This is a genomic window from Phytopseudomonas seleniipraecipitans (genome assembly GCF_900102335.1).
GTDB lineage: Bacteria > Pseudomonadota > Gammaproteobacteria > Pseudomonadales > Pseudomonadaceae > Aquipseudomonas > Aquipseudomonas seleniipraecipitans.
This window is the reverse complement of record NZ_FNBM01000001.1, coordinates 346,484-363,957: the sequence shown is the minus strand read 5'-3', so window position 1 is coordinate 363,957 and position 17,474 is coordinate 346,484. Positions and strand designations below refer to the sequence as shown.

Sequence of the window (17,474 nt, the reverse complement as noted above, 5' to 3'; positions counted from 1 at the left end):
GCCGATAGCAGCACGACCTCAGGCAAGCGGAACGATACTGGCCCGCCTGTGGCCTAAGCCACACGCGCACACAGGAGTTGCCCATGACCTTTTCCATCGTTGCTCGCTGCCCACGCACCGGCCAGTTCGGGGTTGCGGCCGCTACCGCCATGCCGGCCGTGGGCAAACTGCTTAGCCATGCCGCCGCCGGAGCAGGCGCCGTGGCGACCCAGGCCCAGGTCAACCCGTACCTGGGGCTCGATGGGCTGGCGCTGTTGCGTCAGGGCCATTCGGCACCTGCCGCTCTGAAACGCCTGATGGACACCGACCCGTGCATGCAGTTGCGCCAGTTGGCGTTGATCGATCGCAACGGTGACAGCGTGTGCTGGACAGGTGATGAATGCATTCCGTGGGCGGGTTCGCTATCCGGCGAACAGTTCTCCGTGCAGGGCAATCGCCTGGCAGGACCGCAGGTGCTGGATGCCGTGGCCGATGCTTTTCGCCTCGGCGAGGATCGGGCACTGGTCGAGCGCCTGATCGACGCATTGGAGGCCGGCGATGACCGCGGCGGGGATCGCCATGGCGAATCCTCGGCAGTCATCTATATCGTCGATCAAGAGGAATACCCGCTGTGGGACATCCGCGTCGACCACCACCGCGACCCGGTCGCCGAACTGTGGCGCCTGCATGGCGTATTCGCCCGCGACGTCTTGCCGGAAATTCTCGCCATGCCGACCCGTGACAATCCGGCAGGCAAGGCCGCCGAAGACTCGGTCTAGGGTCTGTTGACGTTTCAGCGCGAGCCGCGTTGCTGCGAGAAATCTCGCCAGGCTAGGCGGAGGACGCAGGGAATGGTTGTTCCCTTGCCAAGTCCTCCAACAACGCATGGCGAGATTTCCCGCGCAACCCGCAGGGCCGGGCCAGTTTTATCGCGATGCTGCGTTTCTCGGTGACTCATTTGGCCAGCCAAACTTCGCACCTCGTGCCTTGCCTCGCGATAAAACTGGCTCCGGCGCGGCCGTGCGTGAAACGTCAACAGACCCTAGCGCGCCGCTGCCGCAAAGCGTTTACGGTAATCGCCAGGCGAGAGCCCGACCAGGCGCGCAAACACGGTACGGAAGGCGCCGCTGTCCCGGTAGCCGACCTGCCAGGCCACCTGATCGATACTCTGCCGGGTGAATTCGAGCAGATCCCGCGCTTTGGCGACCCGCAGCTGCTGGCAATACTGCGTGGGATTGAAGCCGGTGGCGGCGCGGAAGCGGCGCAGGAACGTGCGCTCGCCCAGGCCGGCCCGTTCGGCCATGGTGCCCAGGCTGGCCTCTACCACCGCCTGTCCCTGCAACCAATGCTGAACGGCGAGTATCGGTGCATCGCCGTGGTCGAAGACCGGGGTGAAACTGCTGAAGTGTCGCTGTGATGTGCGGTTCAGGTCGACTACCAGAAAGCGCGCGGTTTCCGCTGCAATGGTCGCCCCCAGCAGACGCGTCACCAGTGCCAGGCCGAGATCGGTCCAGGCCATCAGCCCCCCGGCGGTCATCACGTCGCCGTCATCCACGAGCATCCGCTCCGGCAGCACACGCAGCGCTGGATAGCGCGCCGACAGCTCGGCGCCAAGCCCCCAGTGGGTGGTGACCGAGCGGCCATCGAGCAACCCCGCTTCTGCCAGCGGAAAAGCCCCCGCACACACCGATGCGAGGGTGACGCCGGCGGCGTGGCGCTCACGTAGCCAGCTGCAGTATGGCTCGCCCACCTGCCGGCCGTGCACGGGTTCCAGGCTCGGCGCGAGGATCACCACCTGCGGGCAACCGGTCTGCTGTGGAGCGCTGTCATAGACGCGCTGCAGCGATCCCTGATCGTTTGCCTGCCAGTGGCTGACGCGCAGCTCCGGCACACCCTCGCGGCCCTGGCTGGCCGCCATGCGGTTGGCCACCGTGAACAGGTCGCCCAGGCCATAAACCGCCGCCAATTGAACACCGGGATACAGCAGCAGCCCGATCTCCACGTATCGTTTCATTGTCAGTTTTTCCCTGCAGAATGTCGGCCCTGCCTATGCCCAGCTGAGCGCGTCAGGGCTAAGGTGTATCGCATATATCCCACGGAGAACACCATGAGCACGCGCGCCCTGATCCTCATCGACATCCAGAACGACTACTTCTCAGGCGGCAAATGGCCGCTGCACGACATGGACGCAGCCGCGCAGAACGCCGCACGGGTACTGGCTGCCGCCCGCCAGACCGGCCTGATGGTGATTCATGTGCGCCATGAATTCGAAGGCGATGGCGCACCCTTCTTCGTCGCCGGTTCGCAAGGCGCGCATATCCACACCAGCGTGAAACCCCTGGAGGGCGAAAGCCAGGTGCTCAAGCACAAGGTCAACGCGTTCATCGGCACCGACCTGAAGGCCCTGCTCGACAACGCGGGTATCAAGGAGATCACCCTGGTCGGCGCCATGAGCCACATGTGCATCGACGCCGCCGCTCGGGCCAGCGCCGACTACGGTTACACCACCACGGTGATTCACGACGCCTGCGCGACCCGCGACCAGGAATTCGAAGGCAGCCATGTGGCGGCAACTCAGGTGCAGGCGGCTTACATGGCCGCACTGGCATTCGCCTATGCGACCGTCACCTCGACCGAACAATACCTGGCTGGCTAAACGGCACCCCGTAGCCTGTGGTTGAGCGCAGCGATACCCAGGGCAACCGTCCCGGGTGTCGCTGCGCTACCGAATAGGCAATCCTCGCGACCAGACTCACGCCAGCTCTTTGCGCAGCTGCCGCGCTGCGGCGACCATGTTGACCAGCGCCGCTTCGGTCTCGGGCCAGCCGCGGGTTTTCAAACCGCAATCCGGGTTGACCCACAGGCGCTCGGCCGGGATGCGCTGCACCGCCTTGCGCATCAGCTTGACCATTTCGGCCGTGTCCGGCACCCGCGGTGAGTGGATGTCGTAGACGCCCGGGCCGATCTCGTTGGGGTACTCGAAGGCCTCGAAAGCCTGCAGCAGCTCCATGTCCGAGCGCGACGTCTCGATGGTGATCACGTCAGCATCCATGGCGGCGATGGACTCGATCACGTCGTTGAATTCGCTGTAGCACATATGGGTATGGATCTGCGTTTCGTCGCGCACGCCGCTGGCGCACAGGCGGAACGCCTCGGTCGCCCAATCTAGGTACGCTTGCCAGTCGGCCTTGCGCAGCGGCAGTCCCTCGCGCAATGCCGCTTCGTCGATCTGGATGATCTTGATGCCAGCCGCTTCCAGGTCCACCACCTCGTCACGAAGCGCCAGCGCCAGTTGCCGCGCCTGCACGTCGCGGCTGACGTCTTCACGTGGGAACGACCACATCAGCATGGTCACCGGGCCAGTCAGCATGCCCTTCATCGCCTTGCCCGTGAGGCTCTGCGCATAACGGATCCACTCCACGGTCATCGCCTGGGGGCGGCACAGGTCGCCAACGATCACCGCTGGTTTCACGCAGCGCGAACCGTAGCTCTGCACCCAGCCAAAGCGGGTGAGCAGGTAGCCATCGAGCTGCTCGGCGAAATACTCGACCATGTCGTTGCGCTCGGCCTCGCCGTGCACCAGCACGTCGAGCCCCAGACGCTCCTGAATCTCCACCGCATGGCGAATCTCGCTGTGCATGGCGTCGGTGTAATCACCCAGCGACAGCTTGCCCTGCTTGAAAGCCTGGCGCGCGAGGCGGATCACCGAGGTCTGCGGGAACGAGCCGATGGTGGTGGTCGGGAACGGCGGCAGGGCCAGGCCAGCGCGCTGTTTGGCGATGCGCTGAGCGAATGGCGAGCTACGCTGGCAATCGCCTGCGCTCACTGCTGTCAGTCGCGCCTGCACCTGCGGCTTGTGGATGCGTGGTGACGCCGCTCGGCTAGCCTGCACGGCGCGGCTTTCAGCCAGTGCCGTACGTACTTCGAGGGCGTCCGGCTGATTCACGGCACGCGCCAGCAGCGCCACCTCGGCGCATTTCTGCGTGGCGAAGGCCAGCCAACCCTTCAGCTCGGCATCCAGTTGATCTTCACGTTGCAGGTCGACCGGGCTGTGCAACAACGAGCAGGACGGCGCGATCCACAGGCGTTCGCCAAGCCGGCTGTGGGCATGGCCGATCACCGCCAGGGCGTTTTCCAGATCGCAGCGCCACACGTTGCGGCCATTGACCACGCCGAGGGACAGCACCTTGTAGGCCGGTAGACGGTCGAGAATGGTCGGGTACTGCTGTGGCGCGCGCACCAAGTCGATGTGCAGGCCGTCCACCGGCAGGTTGGCAGCCAGGCCGAGGTTCTCTTCGAGGCCGCCGAAGTAGGTGGCGATCAGCTTCTTCAGCGGTTCGCGCTGCAAACTGTTGTAGGCGCGCTCGAAGGCGTTCTTCCAATCCTGCGGCAGGTCGAGCACCAGAATAGGCTCGTCGATCTGCACCCACTCCACGCCCTGCTCGGCCAGGCGCTGGAATATCTGCCCGTAGAGCGGCAGCAGGCGTTCGAGCAGCTCCAGCTTGTCGACACCCTGGGCGTCGCCTTTGAGCTTGCCAAGCCACAGGTAGGTCAGCGGACCGATCACCACCGGTTTGACGCTGTGGCCGAGCGCGTGGGCTTCAGCCACTTCCTCGAACAGCTGTTCCCAGCTCAGGGCGAACTGCTGGTCAGCGCTGAATTCGGGCACCAGGTAGTGGTAGTTGGTATCGAACCACTTCGTCATCTCTTGCGCATGGGCGCCGGCGCAGCAGCTGTCGCCACTCACCCCTCGCGCCATGGCGAACAGCGTATCCAGAGTCGGCTTGCCGCTGGCCGGGCGGAAACGCTCGGGTATCACCCCGAAGGTCAGCGAATGCGCCAGCACCCCGTCGTACCAGGCGAAGTCGCCGACCGGCAGCAGCTCGATACCGGCATCCTTCTGCACCTGCCAGTGGCGTGCGCGCAGTTCACGGCCCACTGCTCGCAGGCCGGCTTCGTCCAGGTCGCCTCTCCAGAAAGCTTCCTGGGCTTTCTTCAGTTCGCGGTCACGTCCGATTCGGGGGAATCCGAGGCTGTGTGCCAGGGCCATGGCGCTATCTCCAATGCATAAATGATGGCGTGCATTGTCGAGATCCCTGCCGAATGAAACAAACTCAACGTACTAACGTTAATAACAAGTTTCCCTCATGTTGAAGACGTGCTGTTCATGTGTCTCGCCAAAACCGTCGACTTGAGGTGGCGGGCACAGTCGGGCAAGCTGAGCCCTGCTTCCTGGACGAAACCGGCATGCCTGAGCTCCCCGATGACCCCGCCCAGACCGAACGCACCCGCGAGACCGTGCTGCGCTACCACTACAGCTGGAAGTACCGCGACCTGGACGCGGTGATGGCGCTCTATCATCCCGAGGTCGAGTACCACGACTTCTTCCTCAACCGCAGCATGGGCCTGGCCGAGCTGCGCGAGTACGTGCTCAGCACCATGCCACGCCACCCGGACGAAGCGCTGGAGCACACCGATCGCATCCGTATCGACGGCCACACCGCGTTCATCCAGTACCGCACCACACTGCATGGCGGCGAGGGCCTGGTGTCGTTTCGTACCGCTGAAGCCATCACCGTGCGCGACGGGCTGATCTGGCGGGTCAACGAGTACGCCTCGCTGGTGCATGAAGGCCAGGACACCCGCCCACCGAGCCAGGCCAGCGCAGCGATCAGCAAGCTAGGGCTGTCAACGCGGCAACTGGGCTTCATGGCGCAGGACCTGCAGGACTATTTCCAGTGCCGCCAACCCTTTCTCGACCCGGCGCTGAGCCTGCAGCAGGTGGCGACGGCCACCGGTTACAGCCGCAACCAGATTTCCTACCTGCTCAACCAGGTGCTCGGCCAGAGCTTCTACCGCTACGTCAATCAGGCGCGCCTGCAGCATCTGCTGCAACACCTGCAGGCCGGCAATGACCTGCGGCGCATGGACGAACTGGCCTTCGAGGCCGGCTTCAATTCCCTGACCGCGTTCTACAGCACCTTCCGCCGCCACACCGGCCTTTCGCCCAAAGCCTACTTGAAAGACCTCTACGCGCGGGCACGCACGCAAGACAACGGCTGACTGGGCTTCTAGTCTTGGCGCATACATTCTGCGTGGAAGCGGTGCATGAACGACTGGCGCAACATCAGCCTGTGGATGGACCAACTGGATGAGCCGCTGTCACCGCGCCCATCGCTGCAAGGCGATATCCAGGCCGATGTCGCCATCATCGGCGCGGGCTATACCGGGCTGTGGACGGCCTACTATCTCAAGCGCCAGGCTCCCGAGCTGCGCATCGTCATCGTCGAGGCGAAGATCGCCGGCTTCGGTGCGTCCGGACGCAATGGCGGCTGGCTGATGGGCAACCTGCTCGGCGAGGATCGCCTGCTCGCCGGCCTTTCCCCCGAAGCGCGGCGTCAATCCTACGACCTGCTGCACGGCATTCCCGATGAAGTCGGCCAGGTGCTGCAGCGCGAGGGCATCGACTGCGACTACCGCAAAGGCGGCGTGCTGTATTGCGCAGCCCGCTACCCGGAGCAGGAACTGCGCCTGCGCGAGTACCTGCGCGGCTACCGCGAAGAGGGCCTGGGCGAGGACGATTACCGCTGGCTGCCCGCCGAAGAGCTGGCGCAACAGCTGCGCATTCCCGGCGCCTATGGCGCGCTGTACACGCCCCACTGCGCGACCATCCAGCCGGCGCGCCTGGTGCGCGGCTTGGCGCGCTGCGTCGAAGCCATGGGCGTGAGCATCTATGAAAGCACCCCAGCCCTGAGCTGGCAGGCCGGCAGCGTGCGCTGCGAGGCCGGCGAGGTGCGCGCCAACTGGATCGTGCCGGCCGTGGAAGGCTATGCCGCCAACCTGCCGCCACTCGGCCGCCACCAGATTCCGGTGCAGAGCCTGATCGTCGCCAGCGAACCGCTACCGGCCTCGACCTGGGCCGAGATCGGCCTGGAGCGCGGCCAGGCGTTCTGTGAAACCAGCCGCCAGGTCACCTATGGCCAGCGCAGCCGCGATGACCGGCTGATCTTCGGTGCCCGCGGTGGCTATCGCTTCGGCAGCCGCCTGCGTAATGACTTCAACCTCAACGATGAAGAACGCGGCCTGCGCCGCTACCTGTTCAGCGAACTGTTCCCGCAACTGCGCAACGTGCGCATCACCCACGCCTGGGGCGGCAACCTGGGCATGGCACGGCGTTTTCATCCGCACATGCTCTGCGACCGCGGCAACGGCATCGCCCTGTCCGGTGGCTACGGTGGCGAGGGCGTTGGCGCCAGCAACCTGGGTGGGCGCACCCTGGCCGACCTGATTCTCGGCACCGACAGCCTGCTCACCCGCCAGCCCTGGGTGCGCCACGACACCCGCGTGCAGGACCTGCCGCGCTGGGAGCCAGAGCCTTGCCGCTGGCTGGGTTACAACGCGGTGATTCGCAGTTTCGTGCGTGAAGACAAGCTGCTTGCCGATCCATCCAGCCGCCCGTGGCAGCGCTATATGGCGCAGCGCGTGGCCAGCCTGATGGAAGGTTTCATGAAATGAACGCCCTTATCCGACATTCAGGTTGCATGCCATGACCATCACGCATTTTCGTAATACCGCCAGCGTCGCACTCGACGAACACAACCCGGTCGCGGTCCCGCTCAGCGAGCCTGCCGCCATCACCTCGGTAACGTGCGTGGAGCGCGACGACGGCGTGGAAACCGGCATATGGGAATGCACACCGGGGCGCTGGCGCCGACAGATCGTGCAACAGGAGTTCTGCCACTTCATCGCCGGGCGCTGCACCTTCATTCCCGACGTGGGCGAGCCCATCGACATCAAGGCCGGCGACGCAATCCTCTTTCCGGCAAATACAACGGGGATCTGGGACATACAAGAAACGCTGCGCAAAACCTATGTACTGATTTTCTGACTGCTGCCTCCAAAACATCACAACAATCGTTGAGGTCTCTCATGCTGAAATCGCTCATCCCGCTGATGCTCGTCGCCTCGGTCAGCCAGGCGGCGCAAGACGTGCGCATCTACAACTGGACGGACTACATCGCCCCCGACACGCTGAAGAACTTCCAGCAGGCCAGCGGCGTCACGCCCCACTACGACGTCTACGACAGCAACGAAACCCTCGATGCCAAGCTGATGGCCGGGCGCTCCGGCTACGACGTGGTGTTTCCCTCCAACCACTTCATGGCTCGACAGATCCAGGGCGGCGCGCTCAAGCAGCTGGACAAGAGCCAACTGCCCAACTGGCAGAACCTCAACCCGACGCTGCTCAAGGCCCTGGAGGGTAACGACCCGGGCAACCAGCACGGCTTCCCCTATCTGTGGGGCAGCACCGGCATCGGCTACAACGTCGAGAAGGTCAAGGCGGTGCTCGGCGACGACGTGCCGCTGGACTCCTGGGACCTGATCTTCAAGCCCGAGCTGATGGCCAAGCTGAGCAAATGCGGCGTGGCGATTCTCGACAATGGCCCGGAAATGCTGCCCATCGCCCTGCATTACCTGGGGCTGCCGCACCACAGCCAGAACCCGGAGGACTACAAGAAAGCCGAAGCACTGCTGATGGAGATGCGCAAGAACGTCGCCTATTTTCACTCCTCCAAGTACGTGGGTGAACTGGCCAACGGCGACGTGTGCATGGCGGTCGGTTTCTCCGGCGACATCATGCAGGCCAGCGCCCGCGCGAAAGAGGCCGGCAATGGCGTCGACATCGCCTACGTGATTCCCAAGGAAGGCGCGCCGATGTGGTTCGACATGGTCGCCATCCCCAAGGACGCGCCCAACGAGAAGGCCGCCTACGCCTTCATGAACTACCTGCTTGAGCCCAAGGTAATCGCCGGCATCAGCGACCATGTGCACTACGCCAACGGCAACAGCAAGGCCGACAGCCTGGTCGACCCGGCCCTCAAGGCAGACCCCACCGTCTACCCGCCCGATGACGTCATGGAAAAGCTCTACGCATTGGAAGCCATGCCGCTGAAGGTTGACCGCATCCGCACGCGGATCTGGACGAAAGTGAAGAGCGGCACCTGAGGCAGCTTACGTAACGGTGGAGGCCAGGCGTTCGCAATGAACGCCTGGCCTCGCGCTCAGATCCAGAGGTCATTGAGCGCCGTACGCTCGCCGCCCTGTTCACCGGTATTCAATACACCCCGTGGTTCGATGAGCAGCAGCTTGACCTCTTCCTCGGCGCAAGGCTTGTGCTCGACACCTTTGGGCACCACGTACAGCTCGCCGCTGCCAAGCGTCACCGATCCGTCACGAAAATCCAGGCGCAACGTGCCATCAAGAACCAGGAAGGCTTCGTCGGTTTCGGCATGGGAATGCCAGATGAAATCGCCCTGCAGGCGCGCCACCTTGAATTGGTAGTCGTTCATTTCCGCGACCACGCGAGGTTGCCATTGCTCGGCGAGCAGATCGAGTTTGCGGATCAGGTTGATGGCGTGCTGGGTGGATGGGGTCGGCTGGCTCACAAGAGACTCCTCGGTTGGTTTTCATCACCTTAGCGAGGAGCCGCGAGCGCTATCTTGTACGATCCTGCAACTTCACCATGCCCAGCCAGCGCGACGGCGGCAGGCCGAAGCTGCTGACGAAATGACGTGTCATGTGGCTCTGGTCGAAAAAGCCAGCAATCAACGCCGCATCGGCCAAGCCGATCCCCGCCAACGCCAGCTCGCGGCAGCGATCCAGTCGACGCATCGTCACGTAGCGGTAAGGGCTGGTGCCGAACAACGCGCGAAAGTCCCGGGAAAGGCTCCAACGGTCGCGCCCGCTGACATGCTCCAGCTCCTCCAGGGTAATGCTCGCGCCGTTGCGACTGTGGATGTACTCGCGGGCGCGTTGTGCTGCCGGATAATCGAACGCGCGGCGACCACGCCTGGTGCCAGCGACGGCGTTGAGTGCGTGCGCCAGGTCGTAGATCGCGTCATCCTCCTCGAGCGCCTCAAGGGGGTGATCCACCGCCTGCATGAATGCCCCGATGGCGCGTTGCAGGCGCACATCATCGGACAACCCGCCCGCAACAAAAGGCAGCGGCTTACCACCCAGAACCTGCTGGATCAGCACCGGATCGATGTACAGCATGCGGTAGCGAAAACCGTCCTCGGTACCCGCCATACCATCGTGCAGCTCATCCGGGTGCAGGACCAGTGTGCCGCCCGGAACGCTATGACGCATCGCGCGCCGGTAACAAAAGCTCTGCACCCCGGACAGCGTGCGGCCAATCGCGTAGGAATCATGGCGATGCGGATCGTACCCGTGACCGCTGAAAAACGCCTCGATGCGCTCCACCCGGCCCGGCGCGCGGCTGCGCAGCACCCAGTCGCGGCCGTTGATCGTCATGCCCATTGCCCGCTCTCTCCTGTCGCACGGCTAACGCAACAACAGTAAATCGCCTTGGGGAGGAAGTCTTTCGATACTTGAGTCGGAGAGTAGCCAAGGCCGATAAGCAGCGTTGGCAGGCAACCTGGCATTCGCAGGAAACCCCTGTCGGGGTGAGCGGTAGCCTTGCCGATAACTCCCGAGGCGGATTGCCCGCCTCGGGTCATGGGTTACTGATCGCGGGTCACGCGCCACACGGTGTTGGCGAGATCGTCGGCGATGATCAGCGCGCCTTTCGGGTCGACGGTGACGCCAACCGGGCGGCCACGGGTTTTGCCGTTGTCATCGCGGAAGCCGGTGGCGAAGTCGATCGGCTCGCCAGCAGGGCGCCCTGCGTCGAATGGCACGAAGATTACCTTGTAGCCGACGGGGTCCTTGCGGTTCCAGCTGCCATGCTCGCCGACGAACACACCGTTGGCGAACTGCTCGCCCATCTCCGGTATGGAGAAGTCGACGCCCAGTGCGGCGACGTGGGAGCCCAGGCTGTAATCCGGTTTGATGGCGCTTGCCGCCTTGTCCGGGTTGCCGGGTTTTACGCGAGTGTCCACGGTGGTGCCCCAGTAGCTATAAGGCCAGCCGTAGAACTTGCCTTCCTGCACGGAGGTCAGGTAGTCGGGTACCAGGTCAGGCCCCAGCTCGTCGCGCTCGTTGACCACCGCCCACAACTGCCCGGTTTCCGGCTGGATGGTCAGCGCCGTCGGGTTACGCAGGCCAGTCGCATACGGCTTGTGCGCGCCCGTCTCGGCGTCGATCTGCCAGACCAGTGCGCGGTCCGCTTCGACTTCCATGCCGCGCTCGCCGATATTGCTGTTGGAGCCGATGCCCACATACAGATAGCGACCGTCGGGGCTGATGGTCAGCGCCTTGGTCCAATGGTGGTTGATCTCGGAGGGCAGTTTGGTGACCGTGGTTGGCGGGCTGCCGGCTTCAGTCTGGCCATCCTGATAATCGAAGCTGACCAGCGCATCCTGGTTGGCCACGTAGAGCTTGCCTTCGAAGAAGGCCAGACCATACGGCGCATTCAGGTTGTCGGCGAATACCGCCTGCGTCTCGTAAGTGCCATCGCCGTCGGCGTCACGCAGCAAGGTCAGGCGATTACCACCTTTGACCTGGGTGTTGCCCTGGGCCTTGATATAGCCGGCAATCACGTCCTTGGGCTTGAGCTTGGCGGCGTTGCCACCGCGGCCTTCGGCCACCAGGATGTCGCCATTGGGCAGCACCAGGGTCTGGCGTGGGATCTTCAGGTCGGTGGCGATGGCCGTCACGCTGAAACCGTCCGGCACTGTGGGCTTCTGATCGCCCCACTCTGCCGGCTCGGCGATTTTCATGCTGGGCAGCAGGCCGCGCTGCGGGTCCGGCAGCTTGGGATCGGGGCCGCGGTCCAGCGTTGTTTCCGCTTCGCCACCACAGGCGCTCAGCAACAGCGCCACGCTCAAGGTTGTCAGTGCACGTGCAGTTCTCATCGCTCGCCTCCCGAACGCAGGTTGCTGAGGCCAATCCAGGCGGTAATGCTGATCAGCACGGTGGTGATCACCGACAGCACCAGGCTGGCCGGCATGATCGCCCACGCATCTTTCGCGTGTTCGAAAGCGTTGACCAACCCGAGCACCCAGGTGATCAGCAGCAACAGGAAATACATGACCGGGCGCCCCGACTTGTGGTCGGCGCGGATCAGGTTGGCCAGCGCGAACAACAGCGCGAGGCCGGCGAACAGCAGGCCGCCGGCGATCAGCCAGGAGGCGAAGTTGCTCCACTGAATCTGGAAGGTCTTGTAGTAGGCGATGTCACTCAGCAAGGCGCCGAGAAACAGGGGGACAGTGCCGCCAAGCAAGATCGCATGCAGCGGGCTTGGCGTATGTCGATAGACGGGGTGGGCGGTAACGGTCACGGCGGCTCCTTATCATTCAGCAACCCTGGACTAAGGCTCGGCGCGGATGCATCGGCCCCTCAGGCTCGCGCTGACTGCGCATAGAAACGGATCGTGAGCGCCGAGCGTTAGTTCACCTCCATTTCTGGGCCGAAATATTTTGCAAAACGGCGATCCCCCTAAGCGGAGCGCTGGTCGATGCAGGGCAGTCTGAAGCGCAACCGCACCAGTCTGCCACTCGTTTACAGCCGCGATACTGCGGCATCATCCGCGCAAGCAGCAGCCCGGATCAGGGCTTGGGCAGATAGCCCGGCAGCTCTTCGATGCGCTGCATCCAGCGCGCCAAATGCGGTACGGGGTTAGCGGCAGACGCCAGCCACTGAACGATTTCTGCCTGGCCCTGTGGATGCGCCGGCCACCAGGCCAGACCGCCGTAGGCCCCAGCCAGGTAGACGAGAATGGACTGGGAGTCGCGCAGCACGTGCTTGCCATCCTGCAGGATAGGCAGCTGCCCCAGCGGGTTCAGGTCGACTATCGTCGGCTGCTTGTGCGCGCCGTTGGCCATGTCTACCGCTTCGATATCCAACTCGATGTTGGCCAGCGCAGCAAACAGACGGACCTTGTAGCAGTTACCAGAAGCATCGAGATCATGGAGTTTCATGCGGCGTCTCCTTAGCGGATGAACAGCGCGATGCGCCGGGGGCCGATGTGGTGCGGCCCCTCGGTGATGAGGATTCCCTGCGCTTCCAGCCAATGCTGCAGCGCCTTGAGATCGTCGACGATGAACGCCGGGTGGGTCATGCCGGGCAGTTTGAGCGGTACATCCAGCAAGGCGTTGCGAGCGCGGGGAACGCGCACACCATTGAAGATCAGGTTGGTGTGCAACCAGATCAGGGCCGCCAGCCTGGCGTGTGTGCACGGGTGTCGGCATCACCCGACTGATGCAATATCAGGTGGCCGACGAGCTTTCTGACGGCAGCCTGGTGAGAGTTCTCGAGGCCTTCGAACCGGCGGACCTGCCGATTCAACGGGTCTATCCCCACACCCTGCAATTATCGCCACGGGTTCGCGCCTTCGTTGAATGGGCCTGCCCACAACTGAGCAACTGATCCCTGATCCAGCTGGCAAATAAAAGTCGCATGGAGGGCCGCAGAGCTAATCCGCCGAACCCGGCTCGCCTGCCAGCAAATCGGCTATCCAGCGCACCTGCTGCGCGAGGACTTGCGCCTTCGCCTCGGGTACCGCCTGCCGCGCTTGAGCAAGGTTGGTCAGGGTCCGCTGCTTGAGGCGCAACAGGCGTTGCCACTTGGCCAGAAACGCAGGGCTGCGCTCCTGCAGTTGCAAAGGGCCGAAGTAGAGCTCCCCAGCCGTGTAACTCACTGGCCCGCGGGGCTCGGCGACGATGATTTCGTAAAAGAAGCGATTTTCGCGTAGCACTTCCTCGTGGACGATGCAGTAGCCGTTGTCCATCAGCCAGTGGCGCAACGGTTGCTCACCGCCGTTGGGCTGCAGGATCAGGCGCTCTTCGCCGCTCAAACGGGCTTTGCCGCACTCGAGAATGTCGCGAATGGTCTCCCCGCCCATTCCACACAGGCTGACCGCGGTAATGCCGTCGCCCGCTTCGATTGCCGCCAGGCCATCCGCCAGGCGCACGCTGATTCGCTGCTCAAGACCGTGCTCGCGAACGCTGCGTTGAGCCGCACGATAAGGCGTCAGCGCGGCCTCACCGGCCACCGCAGTCGCAATAACGCCACGGTTTACCAACGCTACCGGCAGGTACCCGTGATCCGAGCCGATATCGGCCAGCCGAGCATTCGCTGGCACCTGCGCGGCCACCCGCTCCAGGCGTTTGGACAAAACCTGTTGGCTCAACTGCCGCCCCTCTCTGCGAAGACATCGACCTCTACGGGCCGCGTGGGCGGCGATTGTGGCGAGCCTGCGGGCGCATTTCAAATGGCCGCGAGCGCGCGTGCGCGTCATCCACCATTTCGGCGCTTACCTCGCGGGCCCATTCCCTGTCACCAAACTGTCATCCAATGACATTAATTTGCCACTATCGATTAGCGGGGATGAGCAGTGACGATCCGGCGTTTTTTATCATCCCTGATCTTTTTGCAGCTCCTGCTGCTGTCGTTGTGCGCCACCACCCTGGTTTTTCTCTGGGGCCTGTACTTCCAGCAGCAAGCCACCTCCGAGCAAGACGCTCTCGCGGCCAAGGTTGCCGAGCACCTGAACCTGTCGACCATGGCCGCGGAAAACCTCACGCAACTGGTGGATCGCGCGCAGGCGATCGGCCGAGTCGCGCAGATCGACCTGCGTGACCCCGGGCAAAGCCACTGGAGCCTGGTGCGAATGCTCGCCGAAGACCCAGTGCTCAAGCGCATGAGCCTCTACGACAGCGCCGGTCAGGAACTGTCCTCCAGCCACAGCGACGAGCCTGCGCAGCTGCCCGAGCAATGGCTGTCACGCCTGCACGAACACATCGCTCAATATGGCTTCAAACCACTCCTGCCGCTCGAGGAGATCGATTCACCGGCCTCTCTTCAGCCCCACTGGCGCCTGCCCTTTCTGCTACCGCTGAGTAACCCGGCAACAGACACGCTCGATGGCGTCCTGCTGGTGCAGCTGGATATTGGTTATCTGGCCGTGCTGATCCAGAACATCGACCTCGGCGGCAGCGGCTTGATGCGCCTGCTCGACGCTGAAGGGCAAGAGCGCCTGCGTGTCAGCAGCAGTGGCGTAGTGGTAGCGGGCTCACCACTGAGCCCCGGTCTGCCGGCTGGCACGGCACTGTCCGGCAAGCACACCCAGTTCAGTGCCGGCGACGAGTACCAGAGCCTGTACCGCCGCGTGCCACAACGCGGTTTCAGCATCACCATGAGCCAGCGCAAAGAGGAAATTCTCGCCCCCTCGCAGCTCACCTACGCGCGGCAATTATGGTTGAACGTGGGCATGACGCTGCTGATTCTCACCGGGCTGTTCTGGACCTGGCGTGCGCTCGGCAGGCGCCAGGAGGCCTTCAGCGCCCTGGAACACGCCCAGCAGATCAACCAGCAACTGATCCACCGCCTGGAAGAGGAGCACCGACGCAGCAGCCACGCCGCCGCCACCGACCACCTCAGCGGCCTGCACAACCGCCGACAGTTCATGGAAGTGGCCGCGCGGGTGCTGGCGGAGCAGCGCGGCAAGCGGCGCCTGATGGCCATGCTGTTCATCGACATGGACCGCTTCAAGTCGATCAACGACTCCCTCGGCCACAAGGTTGGAGACCTGCTTTTGCAGGCGGTAGCGGGCCGCATCAGCCGTGCTCTGGAGCCGGGCGATGAAGCGTCGCGCTTTGGTGGCGACGAATTCGTGGTGCTGTTGGCCGGCGAGCGCAGCGAGGAACAGATACGCGCCTGGGTACGCGCCCTGGTGAACAAGCTCTCGGAGACGTTCTCCCTCGACGAACATGAGCTGAACACCAGCCCCAGCATTGGCGTGAGCATTTGCCCGCGCGATGGGCAGGCCGTCGACGAGCTGATCCGCTGCGCCGACGCGGCGATGTACTCGGCCAAGCAGGCCGGGCGCGGGCAGTACCGCTTCTTCGACCCGTCGCTGAACAAGGTGGATATCGAAGAGTTCTCGCTGGAGCAGGCGTTCGGCCAGGCGCTGAAGGAGCGCCAGTTCGTTCTGCACTATCAACCGCAGATCCGTCTCGACTCGATGCGCGTCGAGGGCTACGAGGCGCTGGTGCGCTGGCAACATCCCGAATTCGGCCTGCTCTACCCGGACCGTTTCATTCCTCTGGCCGAACGCAGCGGCTTCATCGTGGCGCTGGGCTGGGAGGTTTTACGCCTGGCCTGTGAGGAACTGGCTCGCTGGAACGCGCTGGGGGTACAGGCCTGGCTGGCGGTGAATGTCTCGCCGCTGCAACTGCGCCATGCCGACTTCAGTCACCGTCTGCTGCAAGAGCTGCAGCGTTACGGCATCCGCGAGAACAGCCTGGAGTTGGAAATAACCGAGACCGCCGTGCTGGATTATGAAGGCCAGGCGATCGAAAACCTCACCCGGCTGCGGGCCGCCGGCCTGAGTATCAGCCTGGACGATTTTGGTCAGGGATACGCCGGGTTCTCGCACTTGCAGGCACTGCCGCTCAACCGCCTGAAAATCGACCGAACGATGATCGCCCAGCTCTCCAACAGCCACGACGACAGCCCTATCGTCACCTCCACCATCATCCTCGCCAAACGCCTGGGGCTGGAGGTCGTCGCCGAGGGCGTGGAAACACGCGAGCAACTGGTATGCCTCCGCTTGGCAGGCTGTGATCTGGCGCAGGGCTACCACTTCAGCCGCCCGCTGACCTCCGCGCAACTGCGCGAATACGCCCCTTTCAGCAACGCTGCGGAGCTGCCATGCGAGCCCTGAAATTGCTGTTCGGCCTGTTGCTGGCCTGGTCCCTGACCACCCAGGTGCAGGCCCAGTGTTCGCAGCACGGCCTGCGGATTGGGGTAATCCCCAAAAAGAGCATGGCTGTGCTGATTGAGGAACATCAGCCATTGATCGATCGTTTGCGCGCGGCCGTGAACATGGCGGTGGAGATCGTTCCGGCTTCTTCATATGAAAGCGTGGTCGACGCCATCGTCTCCGGTGGCGTGGATATCGCCTGGCTGGGCCCGGCGTCCTACCTGCTGGCCCACCAGCGCGACCTACGTATCGAGCCGTTCGCCAGCCTGACCATCAACCGCGGCTACTTCACACCCGCCGGGCACCATTACCAGGCGTTGCTGCTGGCACGCCGAGAAACCGCTGCCGACCTGGCCGCACTGCGCGGCAAGCGTGTCGCCCTGAGCGATCCGGCCAGTACCTCCGGGAGCTTGGTGCCCAACGTCGAGTTCAGCGCCCAACAAGGCGCAGCGCTGGCGGATTTCTTCGCGACCGTGATCTACACCGGCTCGCACGACAAATCGTTGGACGCCCTGCTCGACGGCAAGGTCGATGCCGCGTTTGTCGCCAGTGTGCGTGCAGACGATTACCTGAGCAGCGCCAAGATCGAGCGCGACACGTTCAATGTGCTGTGGCGCTCCGAGCCGATCTATTACGACCCCTACGTTTTCAGCGGCAGCCTGTGCCCCGAACTGAAAGCGCGTATTCGGACCGCCATGCTCACCGAGCCGGAAGGCCTTGCCGCCTTCCTGGCGTCCCAGAATGCTTCGGGTATAACGCCTGTCAGCCATGTCGAATACGCGCCGTTGCAACGCCTGATGCAAAACACGCCGACACGCTGAGACGGGTA

16 protein-coding genes and 2 pseudogenes are annotated in these 17,474 nt (G+C 63.7%); 9 read left to right on the top strand and 9 right to left on the bottom strand.

What is annotated here, in order from left to right; all coding sequences use genetic code 11:
- Positions 1-83: 83 nt before the first annotated feature.
- Entirely contained in the window at positions 84-758 is a 675-nt protein-coding gene (locus BLS60_RS01685; protein WP_070881425.1) for a DUF1028 domain-containing protein, read from the top strand.
- A 263-nt stretch (positions 759-1,021) separates the two neighbouring features.
- Here BLS60_RS01685 and BLS60_RS01680 read toward each other — a convergent pair whose 3' ends face one another.
- The gene (locus BLS60_RS01680) at positions 1,022-1,993 is read right to left on the bottom strand and encodes a GlxA family transcriptional regulator (protein WP_092363934.1); all 972 of its coding nucleotides are present in this window, start codon (positions 1,991-1,993) and stop codon (positions 1,022-1,024) included.
- A 93-nt stretch (positions 1,994-2,086) separates the two neighbouring features.
- Here BLS60_RS01680 and BLS60_RS01675 point away from each other — a divergent pair, with 93 nt between their 5' ends.
- Positions 2,087-2,635: a cysteine hydrolase family protein gene (locus BLS60_RS01675; RefSeq protein WP_092363931.1), complete on the top strand. Its 549-nt coding sequence runs from the start codon at positions 2,087-2,089 to the stop codon at positions 2,633-2,635.
- Positions 2,636-2,731: 96 nt separating this feature from the next.
- On the opposite strand, the gene metE is transcribed toward BLS60_RS01675, so the two are convergent.
- Positions 2,732-5,029 (bottom strand): 5-methyltetrahydropteroyltriglutamate--homocysteine S-methyltransferase, encoded by a 2,298-nt coding sequence (gene metE, locus BLS60_RS01670; RefSeq protein WP_092363928.1) that lies wholly within the window; start codon positions 5,027-5,029, stop codon positions 2,732-2,734.
- Positions 5,030-5,226: 197 nt separating this feature from the next.
- Here metE and BLS60_RS01665 point away from each other — a divergent pair, with 197 nt between their 5' ends.
- From BLS60_RS01665 to BLS60_RS01650, 4 genes are read left to right on the top strand one after another with little or no spacing between them, the layout of a single operon-like run.
- Complete coding sequence (locus BLS60_RS01665; RefSeq protein ID WP_092363925.1) at positions 5,227-6,042, top strand: AraC family transcriptional regulator; 816 nt, start codon at positions 5,227-5,229, stop codon at positions 6,040-6,042.
- Positions 6,043-6,087: 45 nt separating this feature from the next.
- Complete coding sequence (locus BLS60_RS01660) at positions 6,088-7,494, top strand: NAD(P)/FAD-dependent oxidoreductase (protein ID WP_092363922.1); 1,407 nt, start codon at positions 6,088-6,090, stop codon at positions 7,492-7,494.
- A gap of 31 nt (positions 7,495-7,525) precedes the next feature.
- Complete coding sequence (locus BLS60_RS01655; protein ID WP_092363919.1) at positions 7,526-7,867, top strand: cupin domain-containing protein; 342 nt, start codon at positions 7,526-7,528, stop codon at positions 7,865-7,867.
- Between the two features lie 41 nt (positions 7,868-7,908).
- Entirely contained in the window at positions 7,909-8,985 is a 1,077-nt protein-coding gene (locus BLS60_RS01650; RefSeq protein WP_092363916.1) for a polyamine ABC transporter substrate-binding protein, read from the top strand.
- A gap of 56 nt (positions 8,986-9,041) precedes the next feature.
- On the opposite strand, the gene BLS60_RS01645 is transcribed toward BLS60_RS01650, so the two are convergent.
- The 6 genes and pseudogenes from BLS60_RS01645 to BLS60_RS01620 form a co-directional block, all read right to left on the bottom strand.
- Positions 9,042-9,425, bottom strand: a complete 384-nt coding sequence (locus BLS60_RS01645) for a cupin domain-containing protein (protein WP_092363914.1) — start codon at positions 9,423-9,425, stop codon at positions 9,042-9,044.
- Between the two features lie 49 nt (positions 9,426-9,474).
- Complete coding sequence (locus BLS60_RS01640) at positions 9,475-10,299, bottom strand: AraC family transcriptional regulator (RefSeq protein WP_092363911.1); 825 nt, start codon at positions 10,297-10,299, stop codon at positions 9,475-9,477.
- A 203-nt stretch (positions 10,300-10,502) separates the two neighbouring features.
- The gene (locus BLS60_RS01635) at positions 10,503-11,795 is read right to left on the bottom strand and encodes a PQQ-dependent sugar dehydrogenase (RefSeq protein WP_092363908.1); all 1,293 of its coding nucleotides are present in this window, start codon (positions 11,793-11,795) and stop codon (positions 10,503-10,505) included.
- Positions 11,792-12,220 (bottom strand): DUF2231 domain-containing protein, encoded by a 429-nt coding sequence (locus tag BLS60_RS01630; RefSeq protein ID WP_092363905.1) that lies wholly within the window; start codon positions 12,218-12,220, stop codon positions 11,792-11,794. Before BLS60_RS01630 ends, BLS60_RS01635 begins: the two co-directional genes overlap by 4 nt.
- A 268-nt stretch (positions 12,221-12,488) precedes the next feature.
- Positions 12,489-12,860 carry a glutathione S-transferase family protein gene (locus BLS60_RS01625; RefSeq protein ID WP_092363901.1) on the bottom strand — a complete coding sequence of 124 codons (372 nt, stop codon included), beginning with the start codon at positions 12,858-12,860 and terminating at the stop codon, positions 12,489-12,491.
- 11 nt (positions 12,861-12,871) lie between these two features.
- A pseudogene (locus tag BLS60_RS01620) lies at positions 12,872-13,075 on the bottom strand (VOC family protein); the annotation flags it as partial.
- Here BLS60_RS01620 and BLS60_RS01615 point away from each other — a divergent pair.
- Positions 13,071-13,308 (top strand): annotated as a pseudogene (locus BLS60_RS01615) (LysR substrate-binding domain-containing protein); the annotation flags it as partial. The pseudogenes BLS60_RS01620 and BLS60_RS01615 sit on opposite strands and share 5 nt — an antisense overlap.
- A gap of 46 nt (positions 13,309-13,354) precedes the next feature.
- Here BLS60_RS01615 and BLS60_RS01610 read toward each other — a convergent pair.
- Positions 13,355-14,071 (bottom strand): tRNA (adenine(22)-N(1))-methyltransferase, encoded by a 717-nt coding sequence (locus tag BLS60_RS01610; RefSeq protein ID WP_092363898.1) that lies wholly within the window; start codon positions 14,069-14,071, stop codon positions 13,355-13,357.
- 210 nt (positions 14,072-14,281) lie between these two features.
- On the opposite strand from BLS60_RS01610, the gene BLS60_RS01605 reads away from it, so the two are divergent.
- Positions 14,282-16,606 carry a putative bifunctional diguanylate cyclase/phosphodiesterase gene (locus BLS60_RS01605; protein ID WP_092365253.1) on the top strand — a complete coding sequence of 775 codons (2,325 nt, stop codon included), beginning with the start codon at positions 14,282-14,284 and terminating at the stop codon, positions 16,604-16,606.
- Positions 16,594-17,466 carry a phosphate/phosphite/phosphonate ABC transporter substrate-binding protein gene (locus BLS60_RS01600; RefSeq protein WP_092363895.1) on the top strand — a complete coding sequence of 291 codons (873 nt, stop codon included), beginning with the start codon at positions 16,594-16,596 and terminating at the stop codon, positions 17,464-17,466. The genes BLS60_RS01605 and BLS60_RS01600 overlap by 13 nt, the downstream gene beginning before the upstream one ends.
- Positions 17,467-17,474 lie beyond the last annotated feature (8 nt).